At 39.6% G+C, this 13789-nt stretch carries 11 protein-coding genes and 1 riboswitch; all 11 genes read left to right on the forward strand.

The window, feature by feature from the left end:
• The first annotated feature begins 21 nt into the window (after window positions 1-21).
• The 11 genes from yidC (at window position 22) to NST76_RS02530 (ending at window position 13606) form a co-directional block, all read left to right on the forward strand.
• Complete coding sequence (gene yidC / locus NST76_RS02480) at window positions 22-654, forward strand: membrane protein insertase YidC (RefSeq protein WP_089933031.1); 633 nt, start codon at window positions 22-24, stop codon at window positions 652-654.
• A gap of 159 nt (window positions 655-813) precedes the next feature.
• Window positions 814-1245, forward strand: a complete 432-nt coding sequence (locus NST76_RS02485; protein WP_342535322.1) for a DUF1934 domain-containing protein — start codon at window positions 814-816, stop codon at window positions 1243-1245.
• Window positions 1245-2912: an arginine--tRNA ligase gene (gene argS, locus NST76_RS02490; RefSeq protein WP_089933028.1), complete on the forward strand. Its 1668-nt coding sequence runs from the start codon at window positions 1245-1247 to the stop codon at window positions 2910-2912. Before NST76_RS02485 ends, argS begins: the two co-directional genes overlap by 1 nt.
• 248 nt (window positions 2913-3160) lie before the next feature.
• Window positions 3161-3550 (forward strand): MerR family transcriptional regulator, encoded by a 390-nt coding sequence (locus tag NST76_RS02495; RefSeq protein WP_036121497.1) that lies wholly within the window; start codon window positions 3161-3163, stop codon window positions 3548-3550.
• Entirely contained in the window at window positions 3543-5045 is a 1503-nt protein-coding gene (locus tag NST76_RS02500) for a long-chain-fatty-acid--CoA ligase (RefSeq protein WP_036121494.1), read from the forward strand. Before NST76_RS02495 ends, NST76_RS02500 begins: the two co-directional genes overlap by 8 nt.
• A 1-nt stretch (window position 5046) precedes the next feature.
• Window positions 5047-6714 carry an acyl-CoA dehydrogenase family protein gene (locus NST76_RS02505; RefSeq protein ID WP_249645818.1) on the forward strand — a complete coding sequence of 556 codons (1668 nt, stop codon included), beginning with the start codon at window positions 5047-5049 and terminating at the stop codon, window positions 6712-6714.
• A 57-nt stretch (window positions 6715-6771) separates the two neighbouring features.
• A riboswitch (cobalamin riboswitch) is annotated at window positions 6772-6954 on the forward strand.
• A gap of 144 nt (window positions 6955-7098) precedes the next feature.
• Window positions 7099-8070: an ABC transporter substrate-binding protein gene (locus NST76_RS02510; protein WP_089933021.1), complete on the forward strand. Its 972-nt coding sequence runs from the start codon at window positions 7099-7101 to the stop codon at window positions 8068-8070.
• On the forward strand, window positions 8067-9068 hold the full coding sequence (locus tag NST76_RS02515; RefSeq protein WP_058844294.1) for an iron ABC transporter permease: 1002 nt from the start codon (window positions 8067-8069) through the stop codon (window positions 9066-9068). Before NST76_RS02510 ends, NST76_RS02515 begins: the two co-directional genes overlap by 4 nt.
• Complete coding sequence (locus NST76_RS02520; protein WP_089933018.1) at window positions 9065-10525, forward strand: adenosylcobinamide amidohydrolase; 1461 nt, start codon at window positions 9065-9067, stop codon at window positions 10523-10525. Before NST76_RS02515 ends, NST76_RS02520 begins: the two co-directional genes overlap by 4 nt.
• 12 nt (window positions 10526-10537) lie before the next feature.
• On the forward strand, window positions 10538-11101 hold the full coding sequence (locus NST76_RS02525) for a cob(I)yrinic acid a,c-diamide adenosyltransferase (protein ID WP_036121468.1): 564 nt from the start codon (window positions 10538-10540) through the stop codon (window positions 11099-11101).
• A 270-nt stretch (window positions 11102-11371) separates the two neighbouring features.
• A complete protein-coding gene (locus NST76_RS02530) occupies window positions 11372-13606 on the forward strand; it encodes a heterodisulfide reductase-related iron-sulfur binding cluster (protein ID WP_342544581.1) in 2235 nt (744 codons plus the stop codon).
• Window positions 13607-13789: the final 183 nt, after the last annotated feature.

The following is a 13789-nucleotide window of genomic DNA, read 5'->3' on the forward strand; positions in this document are numbered from 1 at the left end:
TTTAAACTAGGAGGAATATTATTGTTAACCTTTTTAGCACAACCGATTATTTACTTTATTCATTTCATCCATTCATTTACAGGTAGCTATGCAGTGAGTGTCATTGGCATTACGATTGCAGTAAGATTAATTCTAATGCCGCTATTTATTCAATCTGCAAAACATCAAAAGCGCTCGAAAGAACTAATGTCAGCCATTAAGCCTGAACTAGATGCGCTTACCACTAAATATAAGAACAGTCAAAATGAATCTGAAAAAATAATAGTACAACAAAAAATGCAAGCATTAACGTCAGATTCATTGAAAAGTTCTTTATTAGGCTGTTTACCTATTATTGTTCAATTGCCTGTATTATTTTCACTGTATTACGCGATTAAGTTAGATACCGTCATCGCAAGTGAAAATTTCCTATGGATGAATTTAGGTACGATAGATATTGGCATTTCGATTATTGCTTGTTTGATTTATTTGATGCAAAGTGTTTTCTTCTTAGAGAAAAGCCAACCACTTAATATGAAGATTATGGTGTTCATTAATCCAATCATGATCCTCATTTTTAGTTTGTTCAATCCAGCGATTATCCCTATCTATTGGACAGTTAGTGCTATATTATTAATAGTTCAACAATTAATCATTAAAAAATGGTATAGATAAAATGAAACTTCTCTCTTTCGATTATGTAAAGAGAGGAGTTTTTATTTATTCTCCATCTATATTTGTGAGATGCTTTACATGACTTCTATCTTGAAAAAACAGGAGTATTCATCCTATAATAAAAAGGTTATAGTAAAAGACTAAAAGGGAGCGTCCATTATGGCGAACGAAATAAGATCGCAAGTGAACATTAAGCTCATTTCTACAATTCGTCCAAGTGATGGAGAGTCCGAAAGTTATGAAATGTGGCTCAAAGGGCAGCTACTTAAAAAAGCAGGAAGCTTATATTTGAAATATGATGAGGTGCAGGAGGATAAAACTATCCGCACAACAATGAAGTTAGGACATGAGAAAGCGCTAATTATGCGTGCTGGCTCGGTCAATATGCGCTTACCACTTAACATAATTGAGCAACAAAAAGGGCATTATGAGAGTGAGTTTGGTTCCATGCCACTCATTATTGACACGAAAAAAATGACCTTTACGAAACAGGCATTAAGCGGAGATTTCCATGTACAGTACGATTTACTAATGGGTGGGCAATCCGTTGGCAACTATACATTAGATATTACATTTACGGAGGTACAATGATGAACGCAGTAGAACAAGTACAACAGGCTATAAAAGCAGCAATAGCTCAGGCTGTTGAAAAGGCAGGCTTAGTTGAGGCTGGTACAGAATTATCGATTCACTTGGAATCACCAAAGGATAAAGCAAATGGGGACTATGCAACAAACATTGCAATGCAATTAACGAAATTAGCTAAAAAACCACCTCGTGCTATTGCGGAAGCTATTTTAGAAAATCTTGAAACAGCAGGTACAGATATTGAAAAGATCGACATTGCTGGTCCTGGCTTCATGAATATCACAGTACGTAAAGATTTCCTAACTGGGGTAATTACACAGGCTCTTGAACAAGGTACTGACTACGGCCGTTCAAATGCTGGTGCTGGGGAAAAGATTCAAGTGGAGTTTGTTTCAGCAAATCCTACAGGAGACCTTCATCTAGGACATGCACGTGGAGCTTCTGTTGGAGATTCATTATGTAATGTATTAGATCTGGCTGGTTACAGCGTCTCTCGTGAATATTATATTAATGATGCGGGCAATCAAATTAATAACCTAGCTTACTCATTAGAAGCACGCTATAAACAAGCACTAGGTATGGAAGCGGAGATGCCAGAAGACGGCTATCATGGGCAAGATATTATTGATATTGCGGGTAAATTAGCGGAGGAGCATGGTGAAACTATTTTAGCAAAATCAGAGGATGAACGTTTTGCATTCTTCCGTCAACACGGTTTAGCCTTAGAATTAGATAAATTAAAAACAGACTTAGCAAACTTCCGCGTGAACTTTGATGTCTGGTATTCTGAAACGTCTCTATATGAAAACGGTAAAATCGAAGTAGCGTTAGATAAATTAAAATCAAATGGTCATGTCTTTGAAGAAGATGGTGCTACTTGGTTCCGCTCTACAACATTTGGTGATGATAAAGACCGTGTGTTAATTAAAAATGATGGTTCGTTCACATACTTAACGCCAGATATTGCTTACCACGAAGACAAAATTGTCCGTGGTTTCGATAAATTAATCAATATTTGGGGAGCTGACCACCACGGTTATATTCCACGTATGAAAGCAGCTATTCAGGCCCTTGGCTATGATCGTGATACATTAGAAGTAGAAGTTATTCAAATGGTTCAGCTTTATAAAAACGGTGAAAAATTCAAAATGTCTAAACGGACAGGGAACGCGGTAACAATGCGTGAGCTTGTAGAAGAGGTTGGCCTTGATGCAGTACGATACTTCTTCGTGAAAACTGCAGGCGATTCTCATATGGACTTTGACCTTGATCTTGCTGTATCACAATCCAATGAAAACCCAGTGTACTATGCACAATATGCACATGCTCGTATTTCATCTATTTTACGCTCGGCAAATGAGCAAGGATTTGCTGCAGCAACAGATCATCTTAATCTGTTAACAGCAGAAAAAGAAATTGATTTACTGAAAAAGATTGGCGATTTCCCGAGAGTGGTAGCAGAAGCGGCGAAACACCGTACACCACACCGAATCGCTAACTATATTCAAGAGACAGCAGCAACATTCCATAGCTTCTACAATGCAGAAAAAGTATTGGATGCTTCCAACAAGGAGTTAACAGAGGCTCGTTTAGCATTAATTACAGCTGTACGCACAACAATTGCTAATGCACTACGTTTAATCGGCGTATCTGCACCAGAAAAAATGTAATACTTTTTAAGCCCCTAACATGACGAATGTTAGGGGTTTTTTAGTGGCTAGAAGGCCAAAAATGGGCGATAACATTCTAAAAGTGGTTGATAAAACAGTAAATGTGAAAGATAAAAAGGCACAAGGAACGGATAGCACTAAAAATTAGCTGTTTCAAACTTAATTTTTCTGTTAATTTCGAAAATTTTGTTGAAGTTTACGTCAACGTCAATGATATACTGTTGACAATAAGGAAAGGGGAGATGATTTTGAAGACGATTCAGGAGGTAGCAAAGGAATTCAATGTGTCTACTCGCACAATTCGTTATTATGAGGAACTTGGTCTTCTTCGTCCCGATCGCTCATCTACCAATCAACGAACCTTTTCAAAAAAAGAATTGGCGAAGCTCAAGCTTATTTTCAGAGGCAAGCGTTACGGGTTCTCACTGGAGGAAATCAAAGAGATGGTTTTACTTTTTGATTTTGATCGCTCAGGTATTCAGCAATTAGAGCGAACAGTAGAGTATGGAGAACAAAAAATTCAAGAGATTGAGAGTAAAATTGCTGAGCTGACGCAAATGAAACAGGAATTACAGCAAATGCAAGGCATGTTTAGTGAAAAATTAGCTACTTTAAAGGGAGAGATGCATGATGAATAGTTCCAGTTTGTTAGCACGAAATGCCCGTAAGTATCCAAAAAATGAAGCCATTATTTGTCATGGCAGAAGAGTGACCTATCGTGATTTAGATGAACAAGTAACACGTTTTAGTCATGCTTTGCTAGAGCAAGGAGTAAGTCAGGATGATAAGGTTTTAATCTTTATGCCGAACGTTTTAGAGTTTGTTGTAAGCTATTTTGCTATTCAGCGTATCGGGGCAATCGTTGTTCCAGTCAATGCGAAATTTACATTGCAGGAAGTAGAGTATGTGGCACAGCATGCCGAAGCGAAGGCGATTGTTGTTCATGAGGCGATTTTTGCCGCAGTGGAACAACTAGCTGCTGTACCATTAAAAATTAAAACCGGCCAAGAAAAAGCAGGTTGGCAGCATTACGAAACAATGCTTCAAAATGCGAGCACACAAACAATTGATTGCCAGCTACAAGAAGATGACCCTTCGACTATTTTGTATACATCTGGTACGACAGGAAAACCAAAGGGTGTGTTATTTAGCTACCGTAATATTTTAACAGTGGCACAAATGATTGCTGTTGAAATGGAAGTGAAACCTGAAAGCCGTATATTGCTCATGATGCCATTAACTCATTCAGCACCATTGCATTTATTTTTAATGGCGGGCGTATTTGTAGGGTCAACAAGCGTATTAACACCAACCTTTACACCAGACCTTTTTATCGATGCCATTGAGCAGGAAAAAACGACGCATTTCTTTGGAGCGCCTGTTGCTTATTTATTAACGGCTCAGATGCCGAGGCTACAAACGGCTGATTTGTCTTCCATGAAGTGGTGGGTATATGGTGGAGCACCATTATCTCAAAATGAGGTTCGCTTCATTCAACAGGCATTCCGAACAACTAATTTAACCTGTGTTTATGGATTAACAGAGGCGGGTCCGAGTGGCTCACTGTTATTTGGCAAGGAGCATGAAACGAAGGCTGGGAGTATTGGCCAACGGGCGCCACTTGGCACAGAGCTTCGTATTGTCAATGACAATGGAGAAGATGTAAATGTGGGCGAAGTAGGAGAAATTGTCTTATTTGGTGAGGGTAATATGCTTGGCTACTTCAAGGATGAAATAGCAACCAAGGCTGCTTACATTGATGGGTGGTTAAAAACAGGAGATCTGGCTCGGATGGATGAGGACGGCTTTATTTGGATTGTGGATCGCAAAAAAGATGTCATTATTTCAGGTGGTGTCAATATTTATCCGAAGGAAATTGAAGATTGCCTATTAAGCTTTGAAGGGATATTTGAAGTTGCTGTCATTGGTATACCACATCCGCAATGGGGGGAAACCGTGAAGGCTGTATATGCTACGAAACAAGACATAGATGAGGATGCATTGAAAGCTTATTTAGAGGAACGGCTTGCGAAGTATAAACTACCACGTATTTTCGAAAAAGTGGAAGCGCTACCACGCAATGCTTCAGGCAAAATTTTAAAACAATCCTTGAAAGGACAAGAGGTGAGATAGCATGAAGGTTTTACAGCAGGAAGAAATGCGTGCAACAAACTTTTTTACAGAGGAAGAAACGCTTCAAAAAGTGTTAGAAATGATGTTAGATAAAGAGTTTTTGTCTTATGCACACAGAGAACTGACAGATTTCGGTGAGTTATGTGCAGGTGATATTGACGTAAGGGCAAAACATACTGATCGGCAGGGAGAGCCCCGCCTTGAACGGTATAATGCTTATGGAGAAGAGGTATCAGAGGTTTGGGTGAATGACGGTTACAAAAAAACAATTGAAGAGACATATAATACGGGAATTGTTGGCTACGTGCACAAAGAAATTCCACAGTTAGGTCACAAAGGGAATTATGTCTATAGCTTTGCACAAGGTTATTTACTATCTCATGCAGAGCCCGGTTTTTATTGTCCCGTGACTTTGACGATGGCTACGGCTTATCTATTAGATCATTATGCTGATGAGGATGTAAAGCAGCGTTTCTTGCCACATGTTTGTGCAACAGGAGAGACGGAGCTATACGAAGGAGCAACATTTTTAACAGAACGTCAAGGAGGGTCAGACGTTGGGGCGAATGTTGTGGAGGCCAGAAAAGTAGGCAATGAGTACCGTCTCTATGGAGAAAAATACTTCGCATCCAATGCAGGTATGTGTGGCGTAGCAATGGTGTTGGCACGTTTAGAAGGCGCACAAGCAGGCTCTAAAGGGTTAACGTTATTTGCAGTTCCATGGAATAATGAAGATGGTACGGCTAATCATCTTCGTATTCGTCGATTGAAAGATAAATTAGGCGTTCGAGCAGTCCCATCGGGCGAGGTAGAGTTTGATGGTGCCCTTGCTTATATTGTAGGGGAACAAAATAAAGGGATTTATTACATGCTAGAAGCACTAAATCTTTCAAGAATTTGTAATGCAGTCGCATCGATTGGTATTATGCGTCGAGGCTTTTTAGAGGCAAAGCATTATGTGACCAATCGATATGCATTTGGCAAGCCCTTAACACAATACCCAATGATCCAGGATACATTAGGGAAGTTTGCTGCTAAGCTGCATGTGGAAGTAGCGACAGTATTTGATCTTATTCAATTATACGATAAAGTGACAAGTGGGCAGGGAACACAACAAGATCTCATTATGAATCGTTTATATATTGCCATTATGAAAAAGGAAACGGCAGAGCAAGCCGTTCATTATGCTAGTGAAGCGATTGAATTACATGGTGGTAATGGCTATATTGAAGACTTTGTAACACCACGCTTACTAAGGGATGCACAAGTATTGACGGTATGGGAGGGAACGGCAAATATTTTGGCTTTAGAACTTATTCGTTTAGTGGATAAATTCCATGCACATGAACTGTTTGTCCGTGAAATGGAGACAAGGCTAGAGAAGCTAGCGGATAGTCCACTAGTGCAAATTGTGGAAGAGCAGTTGGTAAATCTTGCGGCTACATTACAAATTTTTAGCGCTTTAGATGAAGCAACTAAAACTTTTGAAGCCAAAGATATAGCGAAAAAGATGGCCCATCTTTATGAAAGTGTTGTAGCGGTGGAATGGGCACTAAAATTTGGCGGGAAGTACGAAAAGCTAGCGGATATCTATTTAGAGCAAACGTGGTCATTGCGACAAATAGGTGCACAAATGAAAACCGTACAATATTTTTCTGAAATTGTATAATTGCCAAGGAGTCGTCTGGAATGGAGGCGACTTCTTTTATTTTCATGTATAATGAAATCAACTGAATATTATAAAGGTTCTTTACTTAAGTAAAGTGAAAAGGGAAGTCGGTGTAATTCCGATGCGGTCCCGCCACTGTAAGTGTGAGTTTTTTCAAATAATGCCACTGAAGATTTCGGGAAGGCTTGAAAAACGCAATAAGCACGAGCCAGGAGACCTGCCTTTATAGTATAGACATGACAGCCTACGAGGATAGGGTGGTGGATTTTGTATCAGTTTTTTGGTGCGATTTTGACCCCTCATCATTCGAAGGTGAGGGGTCTTATTTTGATGGAGAAAATATTTCTAACCAATTGACGCACGGATCAACAAAGGAGGATTCATATGAAGAAATTTTGGAAAATAGGATTATCAGCATTTTTAGCAGTAGGTTTGTTAGCAGCATGCGGGCAAGAAGCCAAAAATGACAAGCCAGTAGCTACGGAGCAGCAAACACAGCAAGAGACTCCACAGGTGGATGAAGCAACATTCCCAATGACCATAACAGATGCCATTGGCAAGGATGTTACACTTGAAGCACCGCCTGAAAAAATTGTTTCTCTTATTCCAAGTAACACAGAGATATTATTTGAACTTGGTTTAAATGATGAAATAGTTGGGGTGACAGACAATGATGATTATCCACCAGAAGTCGCTGAAAAGGATAAAGTTGGGGGCATGGAGTACAATATTGAAAAAATTATTGCCTTAAAGCCAGATATCGTGTTTTCGCATGAATCTAGCATGTCCCTTTCAGAAGCGGCGATTGAACAGCTTGAGTCAGCAGGTTTGAAAGTATTTGTTGTAAAAAATGCACAAGACTTTAATGAAACTTACACAACGATTGAGCTGCTTGGTCGTGCAACAGGGAAATTACCAGAGGCTGAAAAAATTATTGCTAATATGAAGGAAAAAGTGGAAGATGTTCTGACAAAAGTAAAGGATGTCGAACCCAAAAAAGTGCTAGTCGAAGCATCGGATGAACCTACTATTTATACGGCGGGTAATGGCACATTTATGAATGCTATGCTGGACATGATTCATGCAGAAAACGTAGCGGCAGATGCGAAGGATTGGTATGAAATTAGTTCAGAACAAATTATTGCGAAAAACCCAGATGTCATCGTTGTGACATATCATTATGTACCAGATATTTTAACAAAAATACCACAACGTGCTGGTTTCGATACTGTTAATGCCGTGAAAAATAAGGCAATCGTTCAAGTAGATGAAAGCACAACAAGTCGTCAAGGTCCCCGTTTAGGAGAAGGTCTTGAAGAATTAGCAAAAGCTATTTATCCAGAGGTATTTAAGTGAAAAAAATAGCACTAGCCTATGTACTAACATGTACGCTTCTTGTCATTAGTATCTGGTGTGGCGTAGCGATAGGCTCAGTTCATATTCCGTTAGAAGTTTTATGGAATCAAGCAGTTGATGAAACAGCTGCTAATATCTTTTGGAAAATCCGTCTGCCACGCGTGTTGTTAGCGGGACTAGTGGGAGCTTCTTTGGCCATTGCTGGAGCAGCTTTCCAAGGGTTGTTAAAAAACCCATTGGCAGATCCATATACATTAGGCGTCTCGTCGGGGGCATCTGTTGGTGCTGTTATTACGATCTTTTTTAGTATATCTATACCGGTCGTAGGCTTGTATGCCCTACCCACTTTTAGTATGATAGGCGCAATCATCACGATGGTAGTGGTCATGAGCTTCGCTAGAATGGTAGACCGTTCATTGAAGATGGAAACGTTAATTTTAACAGGTGTTATTTTTAGCTCATTTCTAGGTTCTCTCATTTCATTAATGATCGCTTTATCTGGAGAAGAGCTACGCCAAGTAATTGGCTGGTTACTAGGTTCTGTGTCAATGCGTGGATGGCCATATGTCCAAATGATCACGCCATTTGTTATTGTTGGTTCCATTATGCTTTGGACGCAAAGACGAGAGCTAAATGTTTTGTTATATGGTGAAGAGCGCGCGAAGCATTTAGGTGTCAATGTGAAACGTAGTAAGTATTTGATTTTAGCGGGTGGCTCCATGTTAACGGGAGCTGCTGTAGCGGTTTCTGGCACAATTGGCTTTGTAGGATTAGTTGTACCGCATATGACAAGGATGATTTGGGGTTCCGACCACCGCCATTTATTGCCATTATCGTTTTTCAATGGCGCAACTTTACTCATTGTTTGCGATTTAGTAGCACGAACAATTATTGTGCCAAGAGAGCTACCTATTGGTGTTATTACGGCGTTTATTGGTGCACCTGTTTTCTCCTATATTTTTTATAAGCAACGAAGAAGTAAGGGGGTACGGGCATGATTATTGTCGAACATCTATCGGGTGGTTATGAAGATGTACCAATCGTCAAGGACATTAGTTTTACTGTGGAAAAAGGGAAAATTCTAGGTATTCTAGGACCGAATGGTAGTGGGAAATCCACATTATTAAAGGTAATGAGTGGGATATTACCAGCTACTGCTGGAACAATCACAATTGATGGACAAAATATCCTTTCTTATAATGCCCGTGCTTTGGCGCAAAAGATGGCTGTACTACCACAGCTTCATGCAAATGCTTTCTCAAACAGTGTAAGGGAGGCCATTTCACTAGGGCGCTACCCCCATCAAACAGGTTTTTTCTCAAGTTGGTCTGAACAGGATGAACAGGCTGTTCAGCATGCCATGCTGCAAACAGGTGTGAAACGCTATGAGCACACCCCGTTAGAATTTTTATCGGGTGGTGAACAACAAAGAGTATTTGTTGCCCAGGCATTAGCGCAAACAGCAGAAATTCTACTGCTGGATGAGCCAACCAATCATCTAGACATTGCACATCAACGGCAAATCTTAGATATGGTCAGGAAGGAAGCTGTGGAGTGTGGTTTAACGGTTGTTATGGTACTACATGATATGAATTTAGCCTCTCTCTATTGTGATGAATTATTGCTTATGGAGGGTGGGCAAATGAGAGCACTTGGAGCACCGCATGAAGTATTGATTGCCTCCCAAATTGAAGAAGTTTATCAAGCACGAGTGGCTACATATGCCCATCCCGAAATACCAAAACCTCAAATTACAATGATGCCCGCAACAACTGGTTACCAGCAGCGAGCTGTCATCAAAAAAGAACATTTTATGATAACGGAACACTATATTCAACTTCAATCAGAGATTCCGTTAAAAACAGTGTCCTCTGCTGTTCATAACCCAGGTATTGGCTGGCATAATTGCTTATTAAATCGCTCTGTACCTGGCGATTATGTGATAAGTGATGTAAAAAGAGAAGTTAGTGAATTTTTGCAAAGAGAAAATTTTCCCCCTACAAGTACTGTTGTGATGCTGACAGCAGTGCCAACAGCTCTTGTCGCCATCAATGAATTTTCAGCGCCTTTTGGCAGTATGATAGTAGCTGTAACAGCTGGTGTGGGCAATGCGGTTGATGTATCACGTGTACACGAAAGACAGGATGATCCATATATTGGTACTATCAATACATGGATCATAATCAATGGCTGTTTATCGGAGGAGGCATTTTTCCAGGCACTGATGACAGCTACAGAGGCGAAAACAAAAGCTTTGCAATCAGAAGATATTCGTGACGAGCGTAGTGGAACTATTGCTACAGGAACTGCTACAGATAGTCTGTTAATTGCAGCAACTCAAAAAGGGGAAGAAATGCTGTATGGTGGCCCGATTACGGAAGTTGGTAAAATGATTGCCAAGGGTGTTTATGAAACAACAGTTCAGGCCATCAGAAATTATAAAAATCAGTTTTAGGAGATGAGAGAAATGAAGCTTTACACGAAAACAGGCGATACGGGGAAAACAAGTCTAATTGGCGGACGCGTTGATAAAGATAGCTTACGTGTTGAAACATACGGGGCGATTGATGAATTAAACTCTTTTATCGGGAAGGCAGTAAGTGAATTAGATCAAGCACTTTTTAAGGATATTTTAACAGATCTTGAAACAATTCAGCATGAACTATTCGATGCTGGTGGTGACCTTGCCAATGTGATGAAAGAACGCCACTATAAATTAACAGAGCAACCGATTGAAGTGCTGGAAGCTCGTATAGATGCTTTATCAGATGAGGCACCACCATTACAACGTTTTATTTTACCAGGTGGCGCACCAGCAGCTGCAACTTTACACATTGCTCGTACAGTTGCACGACGAGCAGAGCGTGAAATGGTGACACTTATGAAAGAAGTGGAGGACGTGCCGAAAGTTGTACAAAAATATTTAAATCGATTATCAGATTATTTATTTGCAGCCGCACGTGTTGTAAATGCTCGATTAAACGTAGCGGATATTGAATACATTCGCAGTGGCAATGTCTTCAAAAAATAAACTTGTTATGTGGATGTCGCAGCTTTTATTAATTAAATTTAAAAAAAGAAAAGTAAAAAAATGCTACTTTGAATAAATTTCAGGGTGGCTTTTTTTCTTGTAAAGTGTAAGAATATAAAATTATCAGAAATATTTCCGTTTTATGTTGACTGAATGCTCACTCATTTATTAGAATAGGAATATATTGATATAGTGACGCACATTTCTGTATGAACTAGCAAATTTGCCGCAAAGAGAGAAAATTACGACAAACTAAAGGGGGGACCAACCATGAGTCCATTATTAATTGCTAACATAGTCTTAACAGTCGTGGTTGTGCTTTATGCAGTAGGATTGTTCTTCTATCTGTTGAAAACACGCTATAAGTATGTGCAATTGGGGAAAAAGGTTGAGTTTGATGAAAGTGTTAAAGAGCGACTACGCTATATTATGGTCAATGTATTTGGTCAAAACAAGCTATTAAAGGATCCAAAGAGTGGATTAATTCACGTGATGTTTTTCTATGGATTTTTGATGGTTCAGTTAGGGGCCATTGATTTAATTTGGAAAGGACTAGCACCAGGATCACATCTGCCATTAGGTATTTTCTATGGTGTCTTTACATTCTTCCAAGAGCTTGTAGTTTTAATGATTTTAGTTGCGGTAGTGTGGGCATTTTACCGCCGCTATGTAGAAAAGCTAGTACGTCTAAAAAGAGGATGGAAAAACGGTCTTGTATTAATTTTCATTGGTGGCTTAATGGTCTCAACATTAATCGCTAATGGTATGGGATTAATCTGGCATGGTGAGGGGTTAACTTATACGGAGCCTGTTGCTTCAAGCATTGCTGCTATATTTGGCTTCCTACCTGCATCAGTAGCTGCTGGAGTGTTTTATGTTATGTGGTGGGCACATCTTTTAATTCTATTAACATTCCTTGTGTATGTACCACAATCTAAGCATTTCCATTTAATTGTTAGCCCACTGAATGTTTACATGAATCGTTTAGATCGTGTGGGTACATTAACGCCTATCGATTTTGAGGCATTAGAAGAAGCAGGAGAAAATGCTGAAAGTGAAGAGGATATGCCTTCAATTGGAGTTGGACGCATACAAGACTTCACACAAAAGCAAATGCTCGATCTGTATTCTTGTGTGGAATGTGGACGTTGTACCAATATGTGTCCTGCAACTGGAACAGGAAAAATGCTGTCTCCAATGGATTTAATCGTGAAATTGCGTGATCATTTAACATTTACTGGTGCTGTTGTAACAAAGCAAAAGCCTTGGGTTCCTTATCAATTTTTTGCCAATACCAAGGGTAATCAGCTTGCGATGGCTGCTGGTGCTGAAGGCGCAGTAATTGAAGATATTTACAGCCCATCTTTAATTGGCGATGTGATTACAGAAGAAGAAATTTGGGCTTGTACGACTTGTCGAAACTGTGAGGATCAATGTCCAGTAATGAATGAGCATGTTGATAAAATCATCGACCTACGTCGCTATCTAACAATGACGGAAGGAAAAGTTAATCCTGATGCACAACGTGCCATGACAAATATCGAACGACAAGGGAATCCTTGGGGCTTAAACCGTAAAGAAAAAGAGAATTGGCGTGATCTTGATCCAACAATCCATATTCCAACAGTAAAAGAGTTAAAAAAATCTGGCGAAGAAATGGAATATCTATTCTGGGTTGGTTCGATGGGGGCATTCGATAATCGCTCTCAAAAAATTGCTTTAGCTTTCTGTCGTCTATTAAACGAAGCTGGTGTGAAGTTTGCGATCTTAGGAAATAAAGAGAAAAACTCTGGGGACACACCTCGTCGTTTAGGAAATGAATTTTTATTCCAAGAATTAGCTACAGCAAATATTGATGAGTTTGAGAAAAATGATGTGAAGAAAATAGTGACAATCGACCCTCATGCTTACAATATCTTTAAAAATGAATACCAAGACTTTGGCTGGAATGGCGAAGTGTATCATCATACTGAAATACTAAATCAGTTGATTGAGGAAAATCGTCTGGCACTCAATTATGAAGTTCATGAAACAATTGTTTTCCACGATTCCTGTTACTTAGGCCGTTACAATGATGTTTATGATGCGCCGAGAGAAATTCTACGTGGTATCCCGGGTGTGAAGCTTGTGGAAATGGAACGAAATCGCGAAACTGCTATGTGCTGTGGTGCAGGTGGTGGCTTAATGTGGATGGAAGAGCATGTTGGTAATCGCATTAATGTAGCTCGTACAGAGCAAGCTCTTGCTACTAATGCATCCGTTATTTCATCTGGCTGTCCTTATTGCTTAACAATGCTGGAGGATGGTACAAAGGCAAAAGAAGTGGAAGACTCTATTGGCACATTCGATGTAGCAGAATTACTAGAGCGTTCAGTGTTCGGTGAAAAAGTGAAGGCTGTTGATCCTTCATCTGAGGAAGCTGAAGAAGAAACATTAGAAGCAGTGGTAGCATCCGTAGAAAATGTTCAACAGGACGAGAATACGGAATTGAACGCAGAAAAATGATCGCTATTGTAGAAATATTTTAGTTATCTGAAAAATATAAATTGCACAATAAAAAATTGTTTTGTAGAATAAGATTAAATGGAAATGGGAGTTGCAACTAACAAGCTCCCATTTTTCATCGATAGAAGTCGAGCGAGCGTTCAGTCAATGAAATGCTATACTACTTCATCGAGTACGTAAAAC

Origin of the sequence: Lysinibacillus sp. FSL W7-1291 (genome assembly GCF_038593415.1) — a bacterium.
Classification (GTDB): domain Bacteria; phylum Bacillota; class Bacilli; order Bacillales_A; family Planococcaceae; genus Lysinibacillus; species Lysinibacillus fusiformis_D.

Excerpts from the sequence above, each read along its gene's own strand:
- NST76_RS02530 (WP_342544581.1), top strand. The coding sequence starts at position 11,372 with ATGAGTCCATTATTAATTGCTAACATAGTCTTAACAGTCGTGGTTGTG.
- NST76_RS02520 (WP_089933018.1), top strand. The coding sequence starts at position 9,065 with ATGATTATTGTCGAACATCTATCGGGTGGTTATGAAGATGTACCAATC.
- NST76_RS02505 (WP_249645818.1), top strand. The coding sequence starts at position 5,047 with ATGAAGGTTTTACAGCAGGAAGAAATGCGTGCAACAAACTTTTTTACA.
- NST76_RS02485 (WP_342535322.1), top strand. The coding sequence starts at position 814 with ATGGCGAACGAAATAAGATCGCAAGTGAACATTAAGCTCATTTCTACA.
- NST76_RS02510 (WP_089933021.1), top strand. The coding sequence starts at position 7,099 with ATGAAGAAATTTTGGAAAATAGGATTATCAGCATTTTTAGCAGTAGGT.
- argS (WP_089933028.1), top strand. The coding sequence starts at position 1,245 with ATGAACGCAGTAGAACAAGTACAACAGGCTATAAAAGCAGCAATAGCT.
- NST76_RS02500 (WP_036121494.1), top strand. The coding sequence starts at position 3,543 with ATGAATAGTTCCAGTTTGTTAGCACGAAATGCCCGTAAGTATCCAAAA.
- NST76_RS02525 (WP_036121468.1), top strand. The coding sequence starts at position 10,538 with ATGAAGCTTTACACGAAAACAGGCGATACGGGGAAAACAAGTCTAATT.